Origin of the sequence: Kribbella antibiotica (genome assembly GCF_004349055.1) — a bacterium.
Lineage (GTDB): Bacteria > Actinomycetota > Actinomycetes > Propionibacteriales > Kribbellaceae > Kribbella > Kribbella antibiotica.
Genome location: NZ_SMKX01000132.1, coordinates 1 through 25,968, shown reverse-complemented (window position 1 = coordinate 25,968; position 25,968 = coordinate 1). Strand labels below are relative to the sequence as shown.

The window sequence follows — 25,968 nt, the reverse complement described above, 5'->3', positions numbered from 1 at the left end:
CTGCATGCCTCCATCCTGCCCCCTGCGGGGGACAACCAGCAGTCACGGCGCGTTCGTGAGAGCGCTCCGGGCATGCAAGAATTGGCGATCGTGACTGCCCTCAGAACTCCGGAACTTGCGCGCGCCAAGGCCGACACGGTCTGTGTCGCAGCGGTCGAACCTGCCCGCGAGGCCGCGATCGTCGAGGCCGGCGCCGCGCAGATCGGTGCGCACCTCGGTCATCTGGTCGAGGGCGAGCGCCTGGTCACCCACTATTTCGCCTCCGCGCACCCCGGTTACAAGGGCTGGCGCTGGGCGGTCACGGTCACCCGCGCATCCCGCGCGAAGACGGTCACCGTCAACGAGGTCGTCATGCTCCCCGGCGACGCAGCGATCGTCGCGCCCGTGTGGGTGCCGTGGTCCGACCGCGTCCAGCCTGGTGACCTGCGCCCCGGCGACCTGTTCCCGACGCCCGCCGACGACCCGCGCCTGGAGCCCGGCTACACCGAGACCGGCGCTCCCGAAGATGTCCTCGAGGTCGTCGAAGAGCTCGGCCTCGGCCGTGAGCGCGTCCTGTCGGTGCTCGGTCGCGACGACGCCGCCGAGCGCTGGGCCGCCGGTGACTTCGGTCCGGCCTCCGCCATCGCGCAGGCCGTCCCGTACAAGTGCAACGGCTGCGGCTACTGGATCCGCCTCGGCGACTCCCTCGGCCGCTCCTTCGGCGTCTGCGCCAACGAGATGGCCCCCGGCGAAGGCCGCGTCGTCGCCTTCGACTACGGCTGCGGCGCCCACTCCGACGCCGTCATCGACCTCGCCGAGCCCCCGGTCGCCGACCACGCCTTCGACACCACCGGCTACGACTCCCTGGAGCTGGCCACCGACGACGAAGCCGTCGAGGCCGACGCGGTCCAGACCGAGGTCGAAGCCACCGCCGAACCCACCTCCGACGACGAGGTCGCCGAAGCCTGACCCCCGGTACGCCGCCCGTCGGCGTACCGTCCACGCCCGGCCGAGCCCTCGGCCGGGCGTTCTGCTGTCCCCGACTCCGCAGCCCGCCGGTCTTTGAGTCCCCACCAACCAAAAATCACGCCCGCACATGACTGAACCGTGCTCAAAGTCCCCCATTTGATGGGTGGACCCATGAGATGGGGCGGGTGGGGTCGGCGCGGCGACCCGAGTAGGGCGAACGACCTCAGTCGCGGACGGGCTTGCCGGCCTTGATCTTGTTCCAGCGGCGGGTGCAGTACCAGAGGCCGACCCAGCCGAGGCCGAAACCGGCTGCGGCTGCCCAGATCCACCATTCGAGTCCGTCGCGCTCCAGCGTCGTACGGAAGAACAGCAGGACGACGAACGCGACCGCCCACAGCACGATGCCGACGACGACGGTCGGGATCCCGGACAGGTCGAGGGGCTTCACCTCGGCGTGGACCAGCTCACCGCGGGCCAGCTGGCTGGTGGGGTCGGTGCGCTTCTTGGGCGCGGGCTGCTCCTCCGTCACGGGACCACCATAGACGCACCTTGGCAACGACCTGTGGTTAGTGCTCGCTCGGAAGCGGTTGAACCTGGCACCATTCCGCTTATGAGCTCGCTTCAGGACACATCGACCCGCTCGGGTTCGAATCCCTTCGACTCGTTCTTCAAGATCAGTGAACGGGGATCAACACTCGGCCGGGAGCTGCGTGGCGGCCTCGTCACGTTCTTCACGATGGCCTACATCGTCGTGCTGAACCCGCTGATCATCGGCTCGGCCAAGGACGGTGACGGTCAGCTCATCGGTGGTGGGCTCGACTCGGGCGCCGCGATCGCGAAGGTCGCCGTGACGACCGCGCTGGTGGCCGGCGTCGTGACCATCCTGATGGGCCTGGTGGCCAACTTCCCACTGGCGCTGGCGACCGGCCTCGGGCTGAACGCCTTCATCGCGTTCTCCGTCGCGAGCAAGATGACGTGGGCCGACGCGATGGGCCTGGTGGTGATCGAGGGCCTGATCATCTTGGCCCTGGTGCTCACCGGCTTCCGAAAAGCGGTGTTCGAGGCCGTGCCGGTGCAGCTCAAGGTCGCGATCAGTGTCGGTATCGGCCTGTTCATCGCCTTCATCGGTGTGGTCGATGCAGGCTTCGTACGGCGGCCGAGCGCGGCCGGCGGTCCGCCGGTCGAACTGGGTGTCGGCGGCAACCTTCGGGGCTGGCCGGTCCTGATCTTCGTGGTCGGCCTGATCCTGATCATCACGCTCTATGCGCGCAAGGTGAAGGGCGCGATCCTGATCGGCATCGTCGTCGCGACGGTCCTCGCGATCGTGGTCGAGGCGGTCGCGAAGGTCGGCGGCCGCACGGCGGACAACCCGGGCGGCTGGGGCCTGAGCGTGCCGGCTCTGCCGGACAAGGTGTTCACGAAACCGAACTTCGATCTGGTCGGCGAATTCAACCTGTTCGGATCGTTCGAGCGGGTCGGCCTGATCTCTGCGCTGCTGCTGATCTTCACCCTGATGCTCGCCGACTTCTTCGACACGATGGGCACGATGACCGCGATCGGCGCCGAGGCCGGTCTGCTCGACAAGGACGGCAACCCGCCGAACTCGCAGCGCATCCTCATCGTCGACAGCGTCGCGGCCGCGGCCGGTGGCGCCGCATCGGTCTCCAGCAACACGTCGTACATCGAGTCGGCCTCCGGCGTCGGTGAAGGCGCCCGTACCGGCCTGGCCAGCGTTGTGACCGGGATCTGCTTCCTGATCTCGATGGTGGTCGCGCCACTCGTGACTCTGGTCCCGTACGAAGCGGCGACCCCCGCGCTGATCCTGGTCGGCTTCCTGATGATGACCCAGGTGAAGGGGATCGACTTCGACGACATCGAGGTCGCGTTCCCGGCGTTCCTGACCATTATCCTGATGCCGTTCACGTACTCGATCTCGGCCGGTATCGGCGCCGGCTTCGTCTCGTTCGTCATCCTGAAGGCGGTCCGGGGCAAGGCCCGTCAGGTGCACCCGTTGATGTGGGTCGTGAGCGCGCTGTTCGTGATCTACTTCGCGATCGGCCCGCTGTCGGACTGGCTCACCAACTGAGCCCGTAGCGCCAGATAGTCAGCCCGGGCTGTGAAGAGATCCCGCAGCTCGGCGCTGACGTTGTCCAGAAACTCTTCCCGGTACGACGAATCGGTGAGCAGCGCGATCGAGTAGTAGAGCCCGGTGAAGTTGGCGATGCCGATGGCAACCTTCACCAGGCTCGCGCCCAGAATCATCGTGTGGCCCAGTACTTCGAACTCCCGGGACCATGAGCCGCGCGGCACTCCCCAGGCTTCGTAGATCGACGCGTTGATCCCGAGCATGCCGAAGGCAACGAAGAACAGCCCGACGCCGGTGCTCACGATGAACGCCTGCACCCACTGCCGGATCACTAGGTTCATGCTCAGGTTGAGCCGCTGGATCCGCCGCAACGGCGGATCCGACTGCACGTCCGCCTCGATCGCGTCCAGTTCTTTCGGCAGCCGTACCATCAGGAACAGCGTGCTGAGCAGCGTGAACGCGAGCACCGAGAACACGATGAACGCGACCGGCATCCCGGCGAACACCTGCCACATCTCGGTGTTGATGAACAGCACCAGCGAGAAAACCAGCAGCAGCGGGAGCGCCCGCACGAGACTGGTCAGTGAGTTCCCGAGCTCCCCGGCGATCCGCCGCAGACTCCAGTACGTCGTCGCGATCAGTCCGTAGCCGACCACGACGTACACGGCTCCGACGAGCAACAAGTTGCCGGCGGCAATCCCGAAGAATTGCTTCAACTGGACCTGGGTCACCAACGGCAGCAGGGCCGGCAGGAACACGAACACGGCCAACTCGGGCAGACCGAACCGCGAGGGCAACGACCAGAACGGCCGCTTCCGCCGTACGTTCAGCAACCCGAAGGCGGCGACGAGAACAAGAAGGCCTCCGGCCGCGCCCAGCAGGTTCTGCCACCAGTCCCATTTGAGCGATGTGGCGCCGAGCATCTCGGCCAGGAACACCAGCGTCAGCAGCGGCGCGGCCCGGTTGAAGATGTCGTGCGTCGGCGAGAAGTCCTCGATGAACAGCGGCAGCCCGGCCCGCCGGAACCGCTGCTCGTACCGCACCAGTTCGCGTGGCGTCCCCATGCCTCCGCACTCTAGTGCACCGGGAATACCACTGAGCGGAACGAGGTTATCGTTAGCAAAGGTAATGAGTTAAGGTAAAGATATGCCGGAAGTCGTAGCACAGCAGGTGAAGAGTGACGTGGGGCTCGTGAGCGCCCTGCGGTCGTCCACGTTGCGGTTGTCGCGGCAGATCCGGCGCCAGCGCGAGCCCGGTCACGATCTGACCGCCAACCAGCTAGGTGTCCTGGGCGCCCTGTCCAAGCACGAGCTGATGACGATCGGTGAGCTGGCCGCGCACGAGCAGGTCAAACCGCCGTCGATGACGCGCATCATCTCGAACATGGAGGAGGCGGGCCTGGTGCTCCGCCGCCCGCACCCGACCGACAAACGTCAGGTGACCGTCGAGCTGACCGGCAAGGCCGACGAGCTGATCCTTGCCAACCGCAAGCGCCGCGACGAGTGGTTGCACGCGAAGCTCAAACAACTGACCCCTGAGGAGCGCGACATCCTGCGTAAGGCAGCACCTGTTCTCGAGCGGCTGGCGGCCAAGTGAGCCCCACGTTCCACGCTTTCCGAGTCCGGAACTTCCGGCTGTATGCCACCGGCGCCATCGTCTCCAACGTCGGCACCTGGATGCAGCGGGTCGCCCAGGACTGGCTGGTCCTCGAGCTCACCCACTCCGGTACGGCGCTCGGTATCGTCACCGGTCTCCAGTTCGCCCCGGCCCTCCTGATCGGCCCGTACGCCGGCCTGGTCGCCGACCGTTTCCCCAAGCGCAAGCTGCTCCAGATCACGCAGGTCTGGATGGGAATCGCCGCGCTCACCCTGGGCGTCATGACCGTCACCGGTGTGGTTGAGCCGTGGCACGTCTTCGTAATCGCGTTCCTCTTCGGCATCGGTACGGCGTTCGACGCCCCCGCGCGCCAGTCGTTCGTGGTCGAGATGGTCGGCCGTGACGATCTGTCGAACGCAGTCGGCCTGAACTCGGCCTCCTTCAACGCCGCCCGCCTGATCGGCCCTGGTCTAGCCGGCCTTCTGATCCACTGGATCGGCACCGGCCCGGTCATCATCATCAACGGGTTCAGCTACGCCGCCGTGATCCTGTCGCTGCGCCTGATGCGGACCGCCGAGCTGCACACCCCCAAGGTTGCGGCCCGCGACAAGGGCATGATCCGCGACGGCATGCGCTATCTCTGGCGCCGGCCGGATCTGATGATGGTCCTTGTCACGGTCGCCTTCGCCGGCATGTTCGGGCTGAATTTCCAGCTCACGTCGGCCCTGATGGCGGTCGAGGCCTTCCACAAGGGCGCGGGGGAGTACGGAATCCTCGGCTCGATCCTCGCGATCGGATCCCTGGCCGGCGCACTACTGGCGGCCCGCCGGGTGCGGATCCGCGCTCGGATGGTGATCGGTGCCGCGATCGCGTTCGGTCTGCTCGAGGTCGTGAGCGCGATCATGCCGTCGTACCTGACCTTTGCCTTGATCCTCCCGCTGGTCGGCCTCGCGTCGCTGACCATGCTGACCACCGCGAACGCGACCATGCAGCTCAGCATCGAGCCGACCATGCGCGGCCGCGTGATGGCGCTCTACATGACCGTCCTGATGGGCGGTACGACGATCGGCTCGCCCCTGATCGGTTTCGTCGGCCAGGAGCTCGGCGCCCGCTGGTCCCTGATCGTCGGCGGCGGCCTGACCTCGCTCGGCGCCATCGCCTCGGTCCTCTACTTCTCACACCGCCGCGGCATCTCGATCCGCCCTCACCTGCTCCCGCGTCCGCGGCTGGAGATCCTCCCGCAGACGGAACTACTCGCAGACAAAGCCGTAGTCGACGTTCCGGTGAAGGAAACGGGCCCGCGCGTGGCTTAAGGCTGGATGCGGGTCAGCAGTCGAGCGGCGAAGAACAGAGCGTCGGTCTCGCCCTCGACGGCAGTCCGCACCGCGGCCGGATCGTGTTTCGGCCGCGGGCGATCGATCGGCGTACGGGCTGTGCTGACCCGGACGAACCCCGAACGTCGGCCCACGCACGGCCGCCACTCGACCCCGACGATGTCGATCAACGCGATCGAGCGCGGGTTGCCGTCGGCCTTCTTCCGTCGCGACGCCGACCACGGGTACGCGAACATCAGCAGCCCGTTCGCCACCGCGACCGTCGCGTCCTTCCCCTCCAATGCATCGGCGGCCAACGGCGGCGCGACCAGCCACGTCGGCGCGGCAGTCTCCGGTACGGCGCGACGCGCGCGGGCGATCCGAATCTCGGACGCAAGCCGCTCGGCCGCCGCCAGATCCGCGACCTCGAACTGGTAGATCGACTGGTACGCCCCGCCGCTCACACTCAACAACGGATCGGCATGCTCCCGCAGCTCGAACTCGAGCACGGCCGAAACCCGTACGGCGCTCAACGCCTCGACCGGGATGACGCGCTCGCCCAGCGGTCCGTCGTACTGGACTCTGATCGTGCCGGCGCCATCCCACTCGAGCGTGCCGTGGTTGGTCTGCAGTCGCATACTCACCAGTTGATCAGGGATAGCAACTTGGCGGCGAAGAACAGGCCGTCTGTCTCGAACACGGCCGAGGTCTGCAGCGTCTCCGGGTCGTCCATGGGCTTGGGGCGTTCAGCGGGCGTCCGCGTCGTGGTCAGCCGCAAGTAGCCGACGCGGCCGACCGACTGCGGCGCCCACTCGACGTTCCGCAACTCCGCGAGCGGCAACCGCCACGGATCGCCGTACGACTTCTTTGGCTGGGTCGCGCCGAAGCCGTAGTCGAGGACCAGGTCGGTGCCGTCGAGCTCGGCCTTGACGCCCTGGTACTTGACCTTGTCCGGTGCCGGCGGCGGCTCGATCAGCCAGCGCTCGGCCGGCCCGGACGGCGGTTGGTGCAGGGCGATCGCCGTACGGATCTCTTGCGCGTAGTAGTCGGCGAGCAGCCACTGCTTGGCGTCGAAGTCCAACCGGTACGGGTCGAGGATCTCGCTGAGCCGACCACCGGCAACCGTCAGCAGCGGGTCGGCGCGCTCACGGAGCACGAGGCGGATCGTCGCGTCCTCTTTGCCGCCCGGCATCACGACCTCAACCCCGGCCAGCGCCTCGACGGGGATCGTCCGGCGACCCAGCCGCTTCAGCAGATGGTACGTCGAGCTGCTTTTCTGCTTGAGCCAGGGACCCGGATACTGCAGCTGGACCGTGCCCAGCCCGTCCCACACCATGGTCGCGTTCCGCCCGCGCAGTTCGTCGCCGCTCAACCCCTCCACGAGCGACCATCCTGTCGCTCCTTGGGGTCAGACACATAATGGAGCGTGACCCACTACGATCTCGTCGTCATCGGTACCGGCTCCGGCAACTCGATCGTGAACCATCGGTTCGCGGACTGGAAGGTGGCGATCGTCGAGCGAGGTGTCTTCGGCGGCACCTGCCTGAACAAGGGCTGCATCCCGACCAAGATGTTCGTCCACACCGCCGATGTCGCCGCGACCCCCGCCGGCAGCAGCCGGTACGGCGTCGACGAGGAACTGCTCGGGATTCGCTGGCCCGAGATCCGCGACCGCATCTTCGGCCGGATCGACCCGATCGCCGCGGCAGGTTCGGAGTACCGGCATCACAACCCCGACAACGCCAACGTCACCGTGTACGACGGCACTGGCCGCTTCACCGGCGTCAAGGAGCTGACGGTCGAGGATCACGACGGGGTGACCAGCGTCATCACCGCCGACCGCTTCGTCCTGGCCGCAGGCAGCCGCCCGGTGATCCCGCCGATCGTAGGTCTCGAGGAGACCGGCTACCACACCTCCGACACGATCATGCGGCTCGAGGAACTGCCTCGCCGCCTGGCGATCCTCGGGTCCGGTTTCGTCGCGGCCGAGTTCGCGCATGTGTTCTCGTCGTTCGGTGTCGAGGTCACGCTGATCGCCCGGTCGAAGGTCATGCTCCGCGGTGAGGACGCCGAGATCGCGTCGCAGTTCACGGAGATCGCACGCGGCAAGTACGACGTACTGCTGGAGCACGAAACCATCCGGGCCACCCGGCTTGAGGACGGCTCGATCCGGCTGTGGATGCTGTGCCCCGACGGTAAGGAAGAGCTGATCGTCGACGACCTCCTGGTCGCCGTCGGCCGCACCCCGAACGCCGACCAACTGAACCCCCAAGCCACCGGTGTCGAGGTCGACCGCGAGGGTCGCGTTGTGGTCGACGAATACCAGCAGACCGCGGTCGACGGTATCTACGCGCTCGGCGACCTGACCTCGCCGTACCAGCTCAAGCACGTCGCCAACCACGAAGCCCGCGTCGTCAAACACAACCTCCTGGAGCCGGACCACCGCATCAAGTCCGACCACCGCTTCGTCCCGCACGCCGTCTTCACCTCCCCCCAGATCGCGTCGGTCGGTCTCACCGAAGCCGAGGCCGAAGCCCAAGGCGTCAACTTCGTCGTCAGCCGCCAGAAGTACGCCGACATCGCCTACGGCTGGGCCATGGAAGACACCACCGGCTTCGCCAAACTCCTCGCCGACCCCGAGACAGGCCAACTCCTCGGCGCCCACATCATGGGCCCTCAAGCCTCCACCGTGATCCAGCCCCTCATCCAAGCCATGAGCTTCGGCCTGAACGCCCACGACATGGCCCGCGGCCAATACTGGATCCACCCCGCCATGCCCGAACTCATCGAAAACGCCCTCCTCAACCTCCCCCTCAAACCCCAGGAGTAAGCCCGCGCGGCTAGCGGCACCGGATTGTGTGGGGCGGACGACACGAAGGACAGGTAGTAGTCGCCCGCGCCCGCCGTCCGGGTGACCTACTGAGCTTGCGATGCGCCGGACGGGCCACACACCTCCAGTCGCTAGCGTCGCGCGCTCCCGCGGGATCAGCCTGGGCGGTGCACGTGGTGAGCACCCTCGCTCCGGCCACGCGCGCTCCTCCGTCGCGTGCTTCGCCCGTGCGCCCCACCCGCCCGTTCACACGGCTGCCGCCGCTTCCGCCCATTCCTTCGTCGCGAACTGGCGGCTAGCGGCAAGGTGGTTGTGGTGATGTGGGCGCACCGAAGCAATTGCGTTGTGGGCCAGGGCCAGGGCCAGGGCTGAGGGCGCGGGTGGGGCCGGGCCGGGCTGGCGGTTCGAGATGGTGCACATGTCGAGCACCACCGCTCCGGGCACACGCATTTCGCCGCGAGCTTGGGTTTGCTGAACTCGCTTTGGTGGCGCGGTGACCTCGTTTGGCCGGGTACGCGACATCAAGGACTGGTAGTAGTCGACCCAGCGGACCTTCCGGATGACCTGCTGAGCGTGCAACGCGCAGGAAGCGTCGCACACCCCCAGTCGCTAGCGTCGCGAAATCAGCCGCGCTGAGCCGACGTCGTGTGCCGGATGCGCAACACTCACCAACTCCAGTTCGTACAGCGAGCCCAGGCGTGGCAATCGCCCAAGGCCAGTTGATGAGTGCCGACGGTCCGTCCCCGCGTGCACGCGGCCAATGGGGTGCGGGCCCGGCCTCGCATGGAGCACAAGCGACTGGTCGGCGCAAGAACGCACCGTGCGTACCGATCAACGGGTAGACCCCCGCCTCGCCGGCCCCCGCCGCGCCTGGCGTTGAGCCTCGGTGGCGACCACTACCCGTTCATCGGTACACAGAAAGCCCCAGCCGCAGCACGCCCTAAGCTAGGCGGATGCGATTGTTCGTGGCCGTTGTGCCACCCCTTGAAGTTGTGGAGGATCTGAGCGAGTTCGTCGCACCGCGGCGGGAACATCCGGATGACGACATCCGATGGTCCGCGGGCGAGCACTGGCACATCACCTTGGCGTTTCTGGGTGAAGTGCCGGACTGGAAGACCGATGAGCTGTCGGAGCGGCTGGAGGCGATCGCGCAGCGGCAGAAGCCGTTTCCGCTGAGTCTTCGGGGAGCCGGCGCATTTCCTGGCGTACCGGATGCGCGGGTTCTGTATACGGGAGTCCGGGACGAAACCGAGGCACTGCAGCACCTGTCGAAGACGGCTCGGGCTGCGGCGAGCAAGGCCGGGGTCGCCCCGGACGGGCGGAAGTTCGTGCCGCATCTGACGCTGGCGCGGTTCCGTCAGGAGATGGACGCGACACGCTGGGTGCGGGTCTTCGATACGTACAGTGGCGGCGAGTGGACAGCCGGCAGTCTGCAGCTGATCGAGTCCCATCTCGGGACGGGTTCTGCGTCGTACGCCACAGTGGGCGAATGGGAATTCTTAGGTTAACCTCAGGAAGGTTAGCCACTCCTAAGGTAGGGAATCCTTTCGGTCATGCTCGCGAACTACTTGATCGGACTCCGTGAGGGTCTTGAGGCCTCGCTGGTCGTCAGCATCCTCGCCACCTTTCTCGTCAGGTCGCAGCGGAAGGACCAGCTGAAACTGGTCTGGATCGGAGTCGGCGCGGCACTGGCCGTGGCAGCCGCCGCGTGGGGGTTGCTGCAGTTCGTGACCGCGCTGACCGCCAAGTCCTTCACGACCCAGGAGACGGTCGGCGGGGTGATGTCGATCGTCGCGGTCGGCTTCGTCACCTGGATGATCTTCTGGATGCGCAAGGCGGCGCGCAGTATCGCCAAAGAGCTGCGTGACGGGATGGAGAAGGCGCTCGCGATCGGCCCGCAGGCCGTCGTGGCCCTGGCCTTCCTCGCGGTGTTCCGCGAGAGCATCGAGACCGCCTTCATTATCTACGCCTCGGCCGCCACCGCGACGACCGCGGCGCCGTTCGCCGGCGTCATCCTCGGGTTGGCAACGGCCGTCGTACTGGGCTTCGGAATCTACAAGGGCGCGGTGAAGATCAACCTGGCGGTCTTCTTCAAGTGGACGGGCGCAGTCCTGATCCTGGTCGCGGCCGGCATCTTCGCCTACGGCTTCCACGACCTGCAGGAGGCCAACATCCTGCCCGGCCTGCACCATCTGGCGTTCGACATCTCGCACGTCATCCCGCCAGACAGCTGGTACGGCGTTCTGCTCAAGGGCGTCTTCAATTTCAACCCGGCGCCGACCGTGGTCGAGTCGATCGCCTGGGTGGTCTACCTGGTGCCTGTGCTGGTGCTCTACTTCCGTCCGGTTTCCTCATCACCTGTTCAGGAGAAGCATGTTCCCGTCCAAGGCTCGTAAGGCCACAGTCGCCGTACTGGGGCTCGCCGCTCTCACCGCTTGCGCCAAGGACGCCACCCCGGTGGCCGATGACGGCACCGGCCCGGTCACCGTCAAGGCGTCCGACTCGGGCTGTGACCTCAGCCGTCGTGATGTGAAGTCTGGGACGAGCACCTTCTCGGTCTCCAACGGTGGCAGCAAGGTCACCGAGTTCTACGTGTACGCCGATGGTGACCGCGTGATGGGTGAGGTCGAGAACATCGGCCCGGGCCTCAAGCGCGACCTGATCGTGGAGCTGCCGACCGGGAAGTACCAGGCGGTCTGCAAGCCGGGCATGGTCGGCGACGGCATCCGCGGCGACCTGAACGTGGCCGGTGACGCGCCCGCGCAGGTCGACGAGGACACCCTGCTCAAGCAGGCCACCGAGAGCTACCAGCGCTACGTGAACTCGCAGGCGGTCGCGCTTGAGCAGAAGACGACCGAGTTCGTCGACGCGGTGAAGGCCGGCGATGTCGCCAAGGCGAAGGCGCTGTTCCCGATCTCGCGCACCTACTGGGAGCGGATCGAGCCGGTCGCCGAGTCGTTCGGTGACCTCGACCCGAAGATCGATGCCCGGGTCAACGATGTCGAGCCCGGCACCGAGTGGACCGGGTACCACCGGATCGAGCAGGCACTGTGGGAGAAGAACACCACGGCCGGTATGGCGAAGTACGCCGACCAGCTGCTCGTCGACGTGAAGACTGTGGTCGCCAAGGCCAAGGTGGTGAAGCTGAACCCGCTGCAGCTCGCGAACGGCGCCAAGGAGTTGCTCGACGAGGTCGCCACCACCAAGATCACCGGCGAGGAGGACCGCTACTCGCACACCGACCTGTGGGACTTCCAAGCCAACGTCGAGGGCGCGCAGGCCGCGATCCAGGCGCTCCGGCCGGCCTTGCAGGCAAGGGATGCAGCCCTCGTCGCGTCGCTGGACACGAACTTCAAGGCGGTCTTCGCGGCGGTCGACAAGTACCGCGAGGGTGACGGTTTCAAGCCCTACAACGTGACCGAGGCGGAGAAGAAGGAGCTGGGCCGGGTCGTCGACGGTCTGGCCGAGCCGGTCTCCAAGGTCGCCGGCGTGATTGCGAAGAAGAAGTGACTTCAGGCAACGCAGAGCGCAAAGGCATCTCCCGCCGCGGCCTGATCGGCGCGGCGGGTGCAGCAGTCGCGACCGGAGTCGCCGGGTACGTCGCCCACTCCGCGCTGGCCGGCGAGGAGTCGCAGGCGGCCGACACCAACGGCCCGGTCGAGTTCCACGGACCGCACCAGGCAGGCATCACTACCGCCGTACAGGATCGGTTGCACTTCGCATCGTTCGATGTGACGACGACCAAGCGCGATGACCTGATCGCGTTGCTGAAGGAGTGGACGGCTGCGGCCGCGCTGCTCACGGCCGGCCGCGACATCGGCCAGTATGGCGCTGTGAACGGTCCCGGCGAGGCTCCTCCGGAGGACACGGGGGAGGCAGTCGGTCTGCCGCCGGCCCGGCTCACGTTGACGATCGGGTTCGGCGCATCGCTGTTCGACAAGCGGTTCGGGCTGGCCGGGAAACGGCCGGCCGCGCTGGTCGACCTTCCGCACTTCATCGGTGACGACATCGACCCAGCTCGTTCCGGCGGCGACATCGCCGTACAGGCTTGTTCTGATGATCCGCAGGTGGCGGTGCACGCGATCCGCAACCTGGCCCGGATCGGCTTCGGCCGGGTCGCGATTCGCTACTCCCAGCTGGGCTTCGGCCGCACGTCGTCGACGTCGCGCGCGCAGACGACCCCGCGGAACCTGTTCGGCTTCAAGGACGGTACGAACAACCTCAAATCCGAGGACCCGGCGAAGCTCGAGCAGCACGTCTGGGTTCAGCCCGACGACGGCGCCGACTGGATGGCGGGCGGTTCGTACCTGGTGTCACGCCGGATCCGGATGAACATCGAGATCTGGGACCGTACGTCGCTCGGTGAGCAAGAGACCATCATCGGTCGGGGCAAGGGCACCGGCGCCCCGCTCGGTAAGGCGGAGGAGTTCGACGCGATCGACTTCGAGGCCAAGGGCTCCGACGGTGCAGCGAAGGTCCCGCTGGACTCGCATGTCCGGCTCGCGCATCCGCAGTTCAACAGCGGTGCGGAGTTGCTGCGGCGTGGCTACAACTTCGTCGACGGCTCCGACGGACTGGGCCGCTTGGACGCCGGGCTGTTCTTCTTGGCCTACCAGCGTGACCCGCGCAAGCAGTTCATCCCGATCCAGAAGCAGCTGGCGCGCTCCGACACCCTGAACGAGTACATCCACCACGTGGGCTCCGGGATCTTCGCATGTCCCGGTGGTGTCACACCTGGCTCGTACTGGGGCGAGAAGCTCTTCGCCTGAGCCACCTTTTCACTACATTGTCGCGGGTGAGCAATCAGCAGCAGCCTCCCTACGGCCAGCCTTACGGCCAGCCACAGCACCCGTACGGACAGCAGCCGCAGTACGGCGGCTATCCGCCGCCCCCGCCGCCGCAGGGGAGCAACAAGACTATCCTGATCGTGTTCAGCGTGCTGGTCGCGGTCGTCGTCCTCGGCGCGGGCGTGTTCATCGTCAGCCGCTTCGCCGGCGGTGGCGACGACGGTGGCACCGCCGCCGGCCCGAGCACACCGGTCCAGTCCCAGCCGACGGATGACGCCCCCCGCTCACCGGGGACGACGCCATCCACCGGCGGAAGCCCGAGTGCACCAGCCAGTACGCCGCCTGCCGCGACCCAGCCGTGCCGCGGCTGCATGCCGGGGATCACGGTCAACGGGAGCCTGAAGGCGCTCAAGGCCAAGGGGTACACCTGTAAGAACGACGGTGTGCTGGGGATCAGGTGCGCGAAGGGCAACCTCGACGTCACGGTCCACCCCGACTACACGAACAAGGCCTACGTCGAGCGGATCAACATCAGCGGCTCGTCCAGCGCGCGGAAGCAGAACTGCCCGGAGTGCATCACCGGTGCGGTCGCCGCGCTGAAGCAGGGTCTGCCGACTGTGCTGCCGCTGTTCGTCGCAGACGCGTCGATCCGCCGCCAGTTGATCTCCTTCGCCGCGCAGGGATCCGGCGTTCCGGCCAGCGGCCCGAGCGCGGTCAGGGACTTCAGTCTCGAGGGGAGCTACCGCGCTTCGACTCACGGGTACAGCGGTGCGACGGTCGGCAAGGACGGCAGGTACGCGTCGTCCTACTCGACGTCGCTCTACGTGGACGGCTGGTCCTAGGCCCGAGCCGGCTGGGTGCGGGCGCCGATCAGGTTCAGGACGATGCAGGAGAAGACCAGCGTGTTCTCCTGGTTGTAGAGCTCGGTCCGGGTCCGGACCAGGCCGCGGTCCGGCTTGGAGCGGGAGCGGGTGGCTTCGAGGATCTCGGTGGTGAGGCGGAGGATGTCGCCGGGGCGGACCGGGAGGTGCCACCGCAGTTCGTCGACCCCGGGGCCGCCCAGGCTGGCCACCTTCGTCAGGTACTGGTCGGCGTACAGGCGCATCATCAGGCCCGCGGTGTGCCAGCCGCTGGCGATCAGGCCGTGGTAGGGCCCGTGCGCTGCGGCATCAGGGTCCAGATGGAAGTACTGCGGGTCGAACCGCTGGGCGAATTCGACGATCTCACCCTGCCCGACGACGACCCGTCCCGGGTGCTCGGTACGGGTCCCCACCACGTAGTCCTCGAAGTACATACCTTCCAAGATACTGATCAAACAACTATTTGACTGCTCCCGCGGTCACACCTGCCACAAAGTGGCGCTGGGCAAGCAAAAATCCGATCACGACCGGGATGCTCACGATCAGCGCCGCCGCCATGATCTGGTTCCAGTAGATATTGGTCTGCGTGGAGTACTGCCGCAGCCCTACCGAGAGTGTCCGGTTGGCTTCGGTCGTCATCACCGAGGCGAACAGAACCTCACCCCACGCGGTCATGAACGAGTAGATCGCGACCGCGATCACGCCCGGGCGCGCCGCCGGCAGGACGACTCGCCACAGTGCACCCATCGGGCCACAGCCGTCGACCAGCGCCGCCTCGTCCAGCTCCCGCGGGATGCTGTCGAAATAGCCGGCCAGCATCCAGATCGAGAACGGCAGACTGAACGTCAGGTACGTGATGATCAGGCCGAGCCGCGTCCCGACCAGCTGCACCCCGAACTGGTTGTTGATGTTCACGAAGATCAGGAACAACGGCAGCAGGAACAGCACGCCGGGGAACATCTGCGTCGACAGCACCGTGGTGGTGAAGACCGTCCGCCCGCGGAACTTGAACCGGGACACTGCGAACGCCGCCAGGATCGCCAGCGCCACCGAGAACAGCGTGGCGACGACCGACACGATCGTGGAGTTCACGAAATACCTTGCCAACGGCACCGTTTTCCACATGTCGATGAACGGCGCGATGGTGAGGTTCGTCGGCCACCAGGTGAACGCGCCCTGGACGTCCTTGAGCGGTTTCAGCGATGACGTGACCATCACGTACAGCGGGATCGTCACGAACAGACCGAGCACGATCAGTACGACGGCCCGGTAGGCCTTGAAGCCTTTGGTCTCAACCACGTCGACTCTTCCTTCCCGTGACGATCAGATAGATGCCGGTGACAATCATCAGGAAGATCAGCAGCAGCACGGACATCGCCGCACCCGAACCGAAGTTCCAGGTCAGGAACGACGCGTTGTAGATGTGGAAGGCGATCAGGTCACCGGCCGGCGGCTGCGCCGTACCGAACAGCACGTACGGCGTGTTGAAGTCGCTGAACGTCCACAGGAACAGCACGAGTACCAGCACCAGGTTGACCGGGCGCAGCGACGGCAGCGTGATGTTGCGCCACTGCCGCAGGTTGCCGGCGCCGTCGACCGAGGCGGCCTCGTAGAGATCGCGCGGAATGCTGGTCAGGCCGGCCATCAAGGTGAGGAACGCGAACGTCCACAGCTTCCAGGTCGCGACCGTGATCAGCGAGATCAGTGCGTTGCTGCCGATCAGCCAGAACGGCTTGCCATCGCCCAGGTGCAGCTGCGTGAGCACGTGATTCACAGCGCCGGTATCGCGTTGCAGCATGAAGTTCCAGGTCAGGATCCCCGCGTACGCCGGAAGCGCGTAGGGGACCAGGAACAGCGTGCGGACGATGGCCCGGCCCTTGAACGCCGGTTGCAGCGCGACAGCTGCCGCCATACCGAGCACCCAGGAGAGTGCGACGGTGACGAGTGAGAACACCACCGTGACGCCGAAGGACTTCAGCAGCCCCTCGCCGACCGCGTTGTCGAAATCCAGCGCGACCTTGTAGTTGTTGATCCCGGCGCTCGGGGCGGCCGACCAGTTCGCGATGAAGAACTTGGTCAGCTTGACGAAGCTCATCCAGATCCCGACCAGCATCGGGAGGATGTGGATGACCAGCTCCATCAGGACGGCCGGGGCGACCAGTGCGTAGGGCAACCACCGTCGCAGGCCGGGGCGGTGCTCGATGCCGGGCTTGGACTTGCGAGCCGGCGGCTTGGTGGCCGCCGGCGTCGCTTCGTGGGTGGCGACCGACATCAGCTGCTCGCGGCCACTTGGTCCTGGGCGGTCTGGAGTGCGGCCTTCACCTCGTCGGCGCTGACCGTTCCACCGGTGGCGATCTTGGCGAACAGGCCGTTCATCGCCTTACCGACGGTGCTTTCGAACTGGTCCTCGGCCGGCACCAGCGGCAGCGGCTTGGACTTGGTGTTGTAGATGTCGGAGAAGATCGCCGCCTCGGCAGCGTCGGTGGTGAACACCGGCTTGGCGTCCTTGAGCACCGGCAGCGAGGAGAACGGCTTGCCCAGCGTGGTCTGCGTGGTGGCGTCCGTCATGTACTTGACGAACTTCAGCGCCGCGTCCTTGTGCTTGGTGTTCTTGAACACCGACAGGTTGATCCCGGCCACGTGGCTGGCCACCTGCTCACCACCGGCGGGCGCCGGGAACGGTACGACGCCGTACTCGCCGGCCTTCATGCCGTTGGCAACGATCGAGGAGTCGGCGTTGTTCTGGTTGATCACCATCGCGACCTTCTTGGTCGCGAAGTCGTTGACCGACTTGGTGCCGTTGTCGTACTGCGCGTTGGACGGGTTCGCGACCTTGTCCTTCTGCATCAGGTCGAGGTACCGCAGCACACCCTGGACGTTGCCGTCGCTGGTGAAGGTCGGCTTGCCGTCGGCGCCGAACCACTCGGACTTGTTCTGGGCGCCGTTGATGAACGCGAAGTGCACGTTCTCGGTGTAGCTGCCGGCGGCCAGCGCCATGCCCCACTGGTTCTTCGCGGGGTTGGTCAGCTTCTGCGCGGCGGTGACCATCTCTTCCCAGGTCTTCGGCGGCTCCACCTTGGCGGCCGCGAACATCGCCTTGTTGTAGTACAGGCCGTAGGCCAGACCGTAGAGCGGGACCGAGGTGATGTCCTCGCCTGCCTTGCCGCCGGTCGCCAGAGCCGTCGGCACGAACTTGTCCTTGCCCCCGATCGCGGTCAGTGCGTCGTTGTCGAACGGCAGGAAGGCCCCGGTCGCCTGCAGCGAGGCGGCCCAGGTGTTGCCGATGTTGACCACGTCCGGCGCCTGGCCGGAGGTGATCGCGGTCTGGATCCGCGTCTGCAGGTCGTTCCAGCCGATCACCTCGAGGTTGACCTTGATACCGGTGTCCTTGGTGAACTGCTCAAGGACCGGGGTCAGGACCTGCTTGTCGTTGTCCAGGCTGGTGCCCTGGTTGCTGGCCCAGTAGGTCAGCGTCTGGTCGCCACCCGTGCCCCCGTCGGAGCCCGAATCGGACCCTCCACAGGCTGCCAGGCTGACCCCTAGGGCGGTCGCCGCTACCGCGGCTACAAACGAACGCAGTCTCACGTCGGACTCCTCGTCCTCGTGCGGTGATGATGTGGGCCCAATATGGCCTAACCGGTTAAGTTTGGAAACCCTAACCGGTTAAGCCACGTGATCTTCGTTACTGCCTCGTGACGTGCTGTCCACGGTGCGCAAGCGATCACTCGCCCAGAGTAGTCAGATCACCGGTCCGGACGAGGTGCGAATCCGGAGAAGCCCGGGCGGGGCCTCCAGGTGGAGCTGCTGCTGACCGCCGGCCAGGCGCAGCAACAGGTCGGCGGCCGCGCGGCCGCGCTCCATCGTCTGCTGGTCGACCGCGGTGATCCCGGGTCCGGCCAGTTCGCACAGCGGCGAGTCGTCCCACGCGAGAATCGAAACCTCACCCGGTACGTCGATGCCTAGCTCGGCCGTCACGCGCAGCGCAGCCACAGCCATCAGATCATTCCCCAGTACGACGGCAGTCGGGCGATCCGGCCCGGTCAGCAACCGCCGGGTGTGGTCGGCGCCGTCGTCGTACCGGTAGTTGCCTTCGATGTGGCGGACGGTGATGCCGCGGGCTGCCGCGTGTTCGCGCAGGAGCTGGACGCGGAGCTGTTCGTGGATGAAGTGGAACGGGCCGCTGACGTGGGCGATGTCGCGGTGACCGAGCTCGGCGAGGTGATCGAGCAGGAGCGTGACAGTCTCTTCGGGCTGGCTGATCAGGCGGCCGACCCCGTCGTCGGGGGCGTTCGAGCTGACCACGACGCACGGCACGCCGAGCTCCTTGAGCAGCGGGATTCGCGGGTCGTTCTGGTGCTCGTCGAACAGCACGAACCCGTCGACCCGGCCCTGGCGCGACCAGCGCCGCAGTACGTCGAGGTCTTCGCCGTTCTCGCCGGTGAGGCGCAGCAGGAGCGACGAATCGACCTCGTTCAGGTACTGCTCGATGCCGACCAGAGTGCGCATGTAGAACGCCTCGGTCGAGATCAGCGTCGGGTCGCGAGCGATCACGATGCCGATCGTGCGGGTCCGGCTCGCGGACAGCGCGACGGCGGCCGAGTTCGGATGGAAGCCGAGCTCCTCCGCCAGGTCGAGCACCCGCTGCCGAGTCTCGTCGCTGACCCCGGCGCGACCGTTCAGCGCGTAGGAGACGGAGGCCTTGGAAATCTGCAACTGCCGGGCCAGGTCGCTGATCGTGACGCGATGACCACGCTTGTCCGGGGCAGCCGAGCCCGCCGTACCGTCGGCCTCACCGTTGGCCAAGGATCCGGTTGTCGTCATGCACTACCTGCCCGCATGGACGGGAGAGTAGCAGCGCCGTTTTCGGCCACGCACGATTCACGAGTGTTGGATAGCGTTATCCCATGACCTCTGCCGAGCCGTTGCGCCTGGATTTCCTGCCCTGGGAGTACGCCAAGACCGCCACGCCCGCCGAGCGATCCCGGCAGGAGGACCGCCAGGCGCGCCTCACCGGCGAGGTGGCGCTTGCCCCCGACGTGTACGTCGCCGAGTCCGCCGCCGTTTACTGCGCTTCGCTGCAGCTGGGGGAGCGCTCCTATGTCGCCGCCCATGCCTATCTCACCGGCCGCATCGCCGTGGGCTCCGACACCACGATCAACCCCTTCACTGCAGTCCGCGGGGAGGTGACGATCGGAGACGGTGTCCGCATCGGCGCCCACAGCTCGATCCTCGCCTTCAATCACGGCACCGCCCCGGGCGAGCCGATCTTCCGCCAACCCCACACCAGCCGCGGCATCACCATTGCCGACGACGTCTGGATCGGCTCATCGGTCACCATTCTCGACGGCGTCACCATCGGCGCCCACACCATCATCGGCGCCGGCGCAGTAGTCACGAAAGACATCCCTGCCCACTCCATTGCAGTCGGCAATCCCGCCCGGGTGATCCGCTCCCGCCACCCCGACGAAGCCATCCCCGCTGGATCTGCGCCCGCCACTCCCACTTTCCTTGCCGGACTGCCTTCCCGGCTCACCTCCTTCGCGGCTCGCGCCCGCGACCAGGTGGACGCCGTACTGGCCCGTTCCTGGGACGGTGAGCGGTTCGTCGACCGGCCAGGGCTCGATCACGCACCTGCAATCCGCCCGTGGTGCGACGCCATCGAAATCGCAGACCTCCTCGTCCGACGCACGCCCACCGGCCACACCCGCGACGACCTCGTCCGCCGCCTCCGTGCCCGCCAGGACCCGACCACCGGACTAGTTGCCCCGGGCGACCTTTCCGACGCTGGTCTCAACCTCCCGTCCGATGCCAAACTCTCAGTCCTGCAAGGCGAAGCGCCGTACCATGTCCTCTGCGTCGGTTACGCCCTCCAAGTCCTCGGCGGCAGCTTCGAACACCGCATCGACACCACCTTCAGCACCGCCGAACTCGACAATTTGCCCTGGGCAAGAAACTCCTGGTCCGCCGGCGCGGCAATAGATGCCCTCGGTACCGCCATCGCCCGCAATCACCACGACCACAACGGTGACGACAACCTCGAAAAGCTCATCGGCTGGCTCACCATCAATGCCGATCGCGCCAGCGGCGCCTGGGGGAGCCCGTATCCCGACGACGGCTGGCTCCAAGTGGTCAACGGTTTCTACCGCCTCACCCGCGGCACCTATGCCCAGTTCGGCCTCCCGCTCCCGTACCCCGAACAAGCCGTCGCCACCATTCTTGCCCACAGCAACGACCGGCGAATGTTCACCGGCGACAACGACAACGCCTGCAACGTCCTCGACGTGATCCACCCACTCTGGCTGGCCCGCAAGCAGACGTCGTACGGCGAACAGGACGCCCGCAACTGGGCCGAGCAGCAACTGGACCGCGTCCTCGATCGCTGGGTCGACGGTGAAGGTTTCGCGTTCGCCCCCAACGGCACCGATGATCGTGCGATCCCAGGCCTGCAAGGCACCGAGATGTGGCTGTCGGTCGTCTGGCTTCTCGCCGACTACCTAGGCCACTCCGATGCCCTCGGCTACCGCCCGCGCGGCGTCCACCGCCCGGAGCCGCTCATCCCCCCGCGAACCAGCCCGTGGCAGTAGGGCTCTGACCGAACCGCCCGACGTAGTGGTCGAAGAACACCCGCGATGTCAGCTCCCGCCGGCTCGACACCCCGACCTTCTCGAACACCACCTTCAAATGATCCTGAACCGTGTACGGCGACATGTGCAGCCGTCGCGCGATCTCCGCCGTACTGGCACCAGCCAGCACCTGCTGCACAACCTGCTGCTCCCGCTTAGTCAGCCCATGTGCCGCAACCACCAGCGGAATGATCTCGGCTGGTCCCGCCGGTGCGATCGTCACCGCGACGTCATCCGTGGTCCCCTCCGGCCCACGTACCCGAGCAGCATGCAGCGTCAGCCACTCGCCCGCCTGGGTGCGGACCTGCATCTCCGGCACCCACTGCCCAGCCACTCCGCGTGCGGCCGCCACGACACTCTTCACTGCAACCGGCAGCAGCGACCACAGGTCGCCCCCGAGATCCAGGAACCGCTGCTCGGCCGCATCGGTCGCCGACACCACCTGGTCCGCCGCGTTCAGAATCACTACCGCATTCGCCGCTGACCGCTCCGCACGCTGCACATCACCGACGATCAACCCCCGTCGCAACCCACGCGCCAGTACCGGCTCGATCCGGTGCATGAAGGCCGCCTCACCCGGCGAGAACCCACTGCGCCCAGTACTGCGGTACAGCGTCACCACACCCCACATCCGCCCCGTGGACCGCAACGCACTGCGCATCTCGTGCGGGATGTCGATCCTGGTGAGGAACTCCCGATACCTGCGGCTCAGCTGCGGATTGCCGTCGGTCGCCTCATCCAGAATGCTCACACCGACAGTCCGCCGAGCCAGATCAACGAAGTGGTTGTAGTCAGGGTCGCCGTACTCGGCCTCCACGAACTCCTCCGTCGACAACTGGTCGAGATCGTGGAGCACCGCCCCACACAACAGATTGGTCGCCGGATCCGACGTCCCCATACACAACGAGTCGAACGGAATCGCCTGCGCGAGCAACTCGGTCGCCGCCCGGCAAAAGTCGTCCCACCGCAACCCGGCATCCGCCGCCGCCTCAAGCCCGGCATACGCCGTCTCCGCGCGATAGGTCTTCATTCGGCGAGCCAGCCGTTGACGTCGACCCCGTTCTCCATGCGGCCGGTGTAGTGCTCGAAGAAGATGCGGGACTGCAGTTCACGTCGGCTGGACACACCGGTCTTCCCGAAGACCGCCTTCAGGTGGTCCTGCACCGTGTACGGCGACATGATCAGCCGCCCGGCGATCTCCTGGGTACTGGCGCCGCCCAGCACCTGCTGGACGACGCTGCGCTCCCGCTCGGTCAGTCCGTACGCCGCGACGACCAGCGGGATGATTGCGGCCGCACCGGCGTTCTCGATGGTCACTGCGATATCGGGCGTGACGCCGTCCGGGCCACGAACTGGTGCGGCGTGCACCGACACCCATTGACCGGAGCGCGTGCGCAGCCGGACATGCGGTAGCTGCGGCGGCTGTCCGGGGATCCCACGAGCCGCGCTCACCACGACCTGCACCGCAACCGGCAGCCGCGACCACATCTCGCCACCCAGGTCGGTCACGCGCTCCTCGGCGGCCTCGGTTGCCCAGATGACCTGGTCCGCGGCATTCACGATGACAACAGCCGCGCCGTACGAGCGCTGCTTGGTTTGAAGGTCCGAACTGATCAGCCCGCGCCGTAGCCCGGCCGCCATGATCGGCTCGAGGCGGTGCATGAACTCGGCCTCGGCCGGGGAGAAACCACTCCGGCCCGAATGCCGGTAGATCGTGTAGAAGCCCCACATCCGGGCCTCGGACCGCAGCGTCCCCCGCATCTCATGCTCAAGTCCGGCCTCGGACATCATCAGTTGGTGCCGCGGACTGAGCTCCGGCCTGCCGTGGGTGGCCTCGGCCAGGATGCTGACCCCGACATCTCGCTGCGCCAGATCGGAGAAGCGGTTGATGTCGTCGGCGCCGTACTCGTGCGCCAGAAATGCCTGCTCGTCGGCACCTTCCATCTGCGTCTTCACCCGCCCGACCAGCAAACTCGTTGCCGGGTCGGCCGGGCCCAGGCAGATCCCGTCGTTCGGGATGGCCCGCTCCAGGAGCTCGGCGGCTGTCAGGCAGAAGTCCTCCCAGCCCAGGCCGGCCGCAGCGGCCGCCTGGAGCCCCGTGCGCGCGGACTCGGCGTGGTAGGTCTGCACAGATTCAGTCTGACCTCAATCCGGGCCGTCCGGTATCCCAGAACGCTGGGAGTGGAAGACCCCAGACTGCTGGGATACCGGAGCCTGCCCGATCGGGCCACGCTGGAACCATGAGGAATCCGATCTGCCCGGCCGCGGTGACCGCCGGTGCCTACCGCACGCTGTGAGGTACCCAGAAAACTGGGATACCGCTCGGCGACCGCTTGTCCGAAGGTTCTACTCATGATCGAGGAGCTTCGAGAGGTACTGACTGGGCGGCTGGTGACACGGGCCGACCCGGCCTGGGCACTGGTGCGGCCCGCCTGGAACCTGACCGTCGACCAGCAACCGCTGGCCGTGGTCGAGGCCGCCGGGCCGAGCGATGTCGAGCACACCGTGGTGTTCGCCGCGGCGCACGGCCTGAAGGTCGCTGCGCAGGCAGGGGGACACGGCGCCACCCGGGCGCTCGACAACACGATCGTCGTGCGCACCAACGCGCTCGACGAGGTCTGGGTGGATTCGCAGGCCCGGATCGCTCGCGTGGGGGCTGGAGTCCGGTGGGGGACGTTGCAGACCGCTCTGGACGGGACGGGGCTGACCGGTCTGCCGGGGTCGAACGGGGACATCTCCGTCGTCGGGTACTGCACCGGTGGCGGGTTGTCCTGGTTCGCCCGCCCGTACGGGTCCGGAGCGGGCAGCCTGCGTGCTGCCGAGATCGTCGACGGGGCTGGGGCCCGCCGATGGATCGACGACTCCACCGACCCGGACTTGATGTGGGCACTGCGCGGTGGGGGTGGCAACTTCGCAGTGGTCACCTCGGTCGAGGTGGAACTGCATCCGGCTCCGGCGATCGTGGGCGGGCGGTTGATGTTCCCGATCGACCAGGCACCGGCGGTGTTGGCGGCGTACGGGAAGGCCACGCTGGAGGCGCCGGAGCACGTCACGCTGTGGGCGTACCTGACCCACTACCCGCCGGCAATGCAACTGCCGGAGACGGTTCGGGGGAAGTCGTTCTGCATGATCGACGGAGCAGCGCCGTACGACCCGGAGGCGCTTGAGGTGGCGCTGGCGCCGATCCGGGCTGCGGGGACGGTGCTGGTCGACACGATCGGCCCGCTCGAAGCCAGTGGAGTCGTCCGGATCACGCAGGAGCCGGTGACCCCGGCAGCGATCGCACTGACCACCAGTACGTTCGACGAGGTCACCCCGGAACTGATCGACACGCTGCTCGAGTACGCCGGTCAGCCGTCGCTCATCTTCCAGGTCCAGCTCCGGCATCTCCGGGCCAGCGACGACGTCATTCACCCCGGGATCGCGGCGGCCGACCCAGCAGCGCAGTACATGCTCCTGGCGGCGTCGATCCTCCCGGTGCCAGAGCTGGTCGGCTCGGCCGAGCAGGCCCTCGCCGCGTTGAAGGAGGCGGTGTCTCCGTGGCGGGCCGGCGACCTGCCGCCGACCGCTCTGTCCACCAAGGGCTCGCTCGACGAATCCTTCCGCGGACCCGACCTGGCACGCCTCCGGGAGATCAAGCAACGGGTCGACCCCCAGGGCACTCTGACCGGCAACTACCCCCTGCCCTGCTGAGCGCGAAGTGGGGGTCCACTAGCCTGAGCCGGTGGATCCCCGCTCACGCCGCGTCGTGGTATCGCTCGTTCTGGTGGCGCTCGTCGCCATGGTGATCGTGGCAGCTCTCGTGAAGTGAACTAACCTTCCTCCGCATGACCCCCACCACCACGCGGTCGTCGTACCTCATGCGGGCGGGTCTGGTCCGCAACGTCCGTTCGGGCGAGCATCTGACCACTTTCGTGGTGTCCGGCGTCGCCACGGTGCTGATCACCCGGCTGTTCCTGAGCCTGAGCGGCTACCCGCAGATCGGCGGCAAGGGCCTGCACATCGCGCATGTCCTGCCCGGCGGCATCCTGATGCTGATCGCGATCTCCCTGCTCCTCGGGTACGTCGGTCCGGTCGTCCGCCCGGCCGCTGCGCTGGTCGGCGGGGTCGGGTTCGGGCTGTTCATCGACGAGGTCGGCAAGTTCGTCACCTCGGACAACAACTACTTCTACAAGCCCACTGCCGCCATCGTGTACGTCGTCTTCGTGCTGATCGTGCTCGCCAGTCGTTTCCTGTCGACCCGGCGGCCGATCGACCCGCGCGAGGAGTTGGCCAACGTGATCGATCACGCGGTCGAGGGAGTCGCGGGAGGCTTGTCCCGGCAGCGACGGGCCCAGGCCTCCGAGCTGCTCCATACGGTCGGGCCCGACGTCCAGGGCCGCAGCGAGACCGAGGCGCTGCTCGCGGCCTGCCCGCCTGACGAGGTCGAACTGGCCGCACCCGTGGACGCCGCCTGGCGGGCGCTCCAGCGTGGGTTTGAGCGGTTGGCCACCCATCCGAAGGCGCCGACCGTAGCCATCGTCGTACTGGCTCTCCAGGCAGTCGGTGCAATCACCATCGCAGCCATCGCCGGCCGAGGCCTCGGCCAGCTCTCCGTGACCGGCGTGATCGTGGGCAGCCTGCTGTCAGCAACCTTCACTGTCCGCGGCGCCCTGCAACTACGCAACGGAAACCGCGCTCGAGCAGTTCGCCTCTTCGAGCTGGCCGTCCTGGTCTCCCTCCTGATGACCCAGGTCTTCCAGTTCGCCCTGACCCAGTTCGCCGCAGCCGGCGGAATGCTCCTCGACCTCGGGATGCTCGGCCTCCTCCGCGCCGAACGCGACCGCATGCAGCGCGAAGAAGAACTGGCAACCCAGACCCCGCCCGCCACTCTTCCCACAGCCACTACTCCACTGAGACTCCCGCCCGACCCCGCCGCCCCGCGC

General features: G+C 66.9%; 24 protein-coding genes. 13 read left to right on the top strand and 11 right to left on the bottom strand.

Annotation, left to right across the window (positions count from 1 at the left end):
* The first annotated feature begins 72 nt into the window (after positions 1-72).
* Positions 73-948 (top strand): DUF3027 domain-containing protein, encoded by an 876-nt coding sequence (locus E1263_RS32370; protein WP_132174343.1) that lies wholly within the window; start codon positions 73-75, stop codon positions 946-948.
* 223 nt (positions 949-1,171) lie between these two features.
* On the opposite strand, the gene E1263_RS32365 is transcribed toward E1263_RS32370, so the two are convergent.
* Positions 1,172-1,477, bottom strand: a complete 306-nt coding sequence (locus E1263_RS32365) for a DUF2530 domain-containing protein (protein WP_132174341.1) — start codon at positions 1,475-1,477, stop codon at positions 1,172-1,174.
* A gap of 81 nt (positions 1,478-1,558) precedes the next feature.
* Here E1263_RS32365 and E1263_RS32360 point away from each other — a divergent pair, with 81 nt between their 5' ends.
* Positions 1,559-3,034 carry an NCS2 family permease gene (locus tag E1263_RS32360; protein WP_132174339.1) on the top strand — a complete coding sequence of 492 codons (1,476 nt, stop codon included), beginning with the start codon at positions 1,559-1,561 and terminating at the stop codon, positions 3,032-3,034.
* Here the strand turns inward: E1263_RS32360 and E1263_RS32355 are convergent.
* Positions 2,992-4,098 carry a hypothetical protein gene (locus E1263_RS32355; protein ID WP_132174337.1) on the bottom strand — a complete coding sequence of 369 codons (1,107 nt, stop codon included), beginning with the start codon at positions 4,096-4,098 and terminating at the stop codon, positions 2,992-2,994. The genes E1263_RS32360 and E1263_RS32355 overlap by 43 nt on opposite strands.
* 82 nt (positions 4,099-4,180) lie before the next feature.
* On the opposite strand from E1263_RS32355, the gene E1263_RS32350 reads away from it, so the two are divergent.
* Positions 4,181-4,630: a MarR family winged helix-turn-helix transcriptional regulator gene (locus E1263_RS32350; protein WP_132174335.1), complete on the top strand. Its 450-nt coding sequence runs from the start codon at positions 4,181-4,183 to the stop codon at positions 4,628-4,630.
* Positions 4,627-5,943: an MFS transporter gene (locus E1263_RS32345; RefSeq protein WP_132174333.1), complete on the top strand. Its 1,317-nt coding sequence runs from the start codon at positions 4,627-4,629 to the stop codon at positions 5,941-5,943. The genes E1263_RS32350 and E1263_RS32345 overlap by 4 nt, the downstream gene beginning before the upstream one ends.
* On the opposite strand, the gene E1263_RS32340 is transcribed toward E1263_RS32345, so the two are convergent.
* Positions 5,940-6,581 carry a DUF4429 domain-containing protein gene (locus E1263_RS32340; RefSeq protein WP_132174331.1) on the bottom strand — a complete coding sequence of 214 codons (642 nt, stop codon included), beginning with the start codon at positions 6,579-6,581 and terminating at the stop codon, positions 5,940-5,942. The genes E1263_RS32345 and E1263_RS32340 overlap by 4 nt on opposite strands.
* A 2-nt stretch (positions 6,582-6,583) precedes the next feature.
* Positions 6,584-7,324, bottom strand: coding sequence for a DUF4429 domain-containing protein (locus E1263_RS32335; protein ID WP_132174329.1), 741 nt, complete (start codon positions 7,322-7,324; stop codon positions 6,584-6,586).
* A 45-nt stretch (positions 7,325-7,369) separates the two neighbouring features.
* Here E1263_RS32335 and E1263_RS32330 point away from each other — a divergent pair, with 45 nt between their 5' ends.
* The 6 genes from E1263_RS32330 (at position 7,370) to E1263_RS43395 (ending at position 14,402) form a co-directional block, all read left to right on the top strand.
* Entirely contained in the window at positions 7,370-8,773 is a 1,404-nt protein-coding gene (locus E1263_RS32330) for a mycothione reductase (RefSeq protein WP_132174327.1), read from the top strand.
* A gap of 953 nt (positions 8,774-9,726) precedes the next feature.
* Entirely contained in the window at positions 9,727-10,281 is a 555-nt protein-coding gene (thpR, locus tag E1263_RS32325) for an RNA 2',3'-cyclic phosphodiesterase (protein ID WP_132174325.1), read from the top strand.
* A gap of 45 nt (positions 10,282-10,326) precedes the next feature.
* Complete coding sequence (gene efeU, locus E1263_RS32320) at positions 10,327-11,169, top strand: iron uptake transporter permease EfeU (protein WP_132174323.1); 843 nt, start codon at positions 10,327-10,329, stop codon at positions 11,167-11,169.
* Positions 11,147-12,283 (top strand): iron uptake system protein EfeO, encoded by a 1,137-nt coding sequence (gene efeO / locus E1263_RS32315; RefSeq protein ID WP_132174321.1) that lies wholly within the window; start codon positions 11,147-11,149, stop codon positions 12,281-12,283. The genes efeU and efeO overlap by 23 nt, the downstream gene beginning before the upstream one ends.
* Positions 12,280-13,542 carry an iron uptake transporter deferrochelatase/peroxidase subunit gene (efeB, locus tag E1263_RS32310; protein ID WP_132174319.1) on the top strand — a complete coding sequence of 421 codons (1,263 nt, stop codon included), beginning with the start codon at positions 12,280-12,282 and terminating at the stop codon, positions 13,540-13,542. The genes efeO and efeB overlap by 4 nt, the downstream gene beginning before the upstream one ends.
* A 26-nt stretch (positions 13,543-13,568) precedes the next feature.
* Entirely contained in the window at positions 13,569-14,402 is an 834-nt protein-coding gene (locus E1263_RS43395; protein ID WP_202869153.1) for a hypothetical protein, read from the top strand.
* Here the strand turns inward: E1263_RS43395 and E1263_RS32300 are convergent.
* The 5 genes from E1263_RS32300 to E1263_RS32280 all read right to left on the bottom strand — a co-directional run bounded on the left by E1263_RS32300 (position 14,399) and on the right by E1263_RS32280 (position 19,241).
* Positions 14,399-14,854, bottom strand: a complete 456-nt coding sequence (locus E1263_RS32300) for a MaoC family dehydratase (protein WP_132174317.1) — start codon at positions 14,852-14,854, stop codon at positions 14,399-14,401. The genes E1263_RS43395 and E1263_RS32300 overlap by 4 nt on opposite strands.
* 25 nt (positions 14,855-14,879) lie before the next feature.
* The gene (locus E1263_RS32295; protein WP_132174315.1) at positions 14,880-15,719 is read right to left on the bottom strand and encodes a carbohydrate ABC transporter permease; all 840 of its coding nucleotides are present in this window, start codon (positions 15,717-15,719) and stop codon (positions 14,880-14,882) included.
* A complete protein-coding gene (locus E1263_RS32290; RefSeq protein ID WP_132174313.1) occupies positions 15,712-16,692 on the bottom strand; it encodes a carbohydrate ABC transporter permease in 981 nt (326 codons plus the stop codon). Before E1263_RS32290 ends, E1263_RS32295 begins: the two co-directional genes overlap by 8 nt.
* Positions 16,692-18,005: an ABC transporter substrate-binding protein gene (locus tag E1263_RS32285; protein ID WP_132174311.1), complete on the bottom strand. Its 1,314-nt coding sequence runs from the start codon at positions 18,003-18,005 to the stop codon at positions 16,692-16,694. Before E1263_RS32285 ends, E1263_RS32290 begins: the two co-directional genes overlap by 1 nt.
* Positions 18,006-18,158: 153 nt before the next feature.
* Complete coding sequence (locus tag E1263_RS32280; protein ID WP_132174309.1) at positions 18,159-19,241, bottom strand: LacI family DNA-binding transcriptional regulator; 1,083 nt, start codon at positions 19,239-19,241, stop codon at positions 18,159-18,161.
* 83 nt (positions 19,242-19,324) lie between these two features.
* Between E1263_RS32280 and E1263_RS32275 the strand changes: the two genes are divergently transcribed.
* Positions 19,325-21,004: an acyltransferase gene (locus E1263_RS32275; RefSeq protein ID WP_132174307.1), complete on the top strand. Its 1,680-nt coding sequence runs from the start codon at positions 19,325-19,327 to the stop codon at positions 21,002-21,004.
* Here the strand turns inward: E1263_RS32275 and E1263_RS32270 are convergent.
* Both E1263_RS32270 and E1263_RS32265 read right to left on the bottom strand, forming a co-directional pair.
* On the bottom strand, positions 20,973-22,073 hold the full coding sequence (locus E1263_RS32270) for a helix-turn-helix transcriptional regulator (protein WP_132174305.1): 1,101 nt from the start codon (positions 22,071-22,073) through the stop codon (positions 20,973-20,975). The two genes, E1263_RS32275 and E1263_RS32270, sit on opposite strands and share 32 nt — an antisense overlap.
* Positions 22,070-23,173: a helix-turn-helix transcriptional regulator gene (locus tag E1263_RS32265; RefSeq protein ID WP_132174303.1), complete on the bottom strand. Its 1,104-nt coding sequence runs from the start codon at positions 23,171-23,173 to the stop codon at positions 22,070-22,072. Before E1263_RS32265 ends, E1263_RS32270 begins: the two co-directional genes overlap by 4 nt.
* Positions 23,174-23,395: 222 nt before the next feature.
* Between E1263_RS32265 and E1263_RS32260 the strand changes: the two genes are divergently transcribed.
* Entirely contained in the window at positions 23,396-24,736 is a 1,341-nt protein-coding gene (locus tag E1263_RS32260) for an FAD-binding oxidoreductase (RefSeq protein WP_132174301.1), read from the top strand.
* Positions 24,737-24,870: 134 nt separating this feature from the next.
* The coding region (locus tag E1263_RS32255; protein WP_238161726.1) for a hypothetical protein at positions 24,871-25,968 on the top strand (1,098 nt) is incomplete at its 3' end.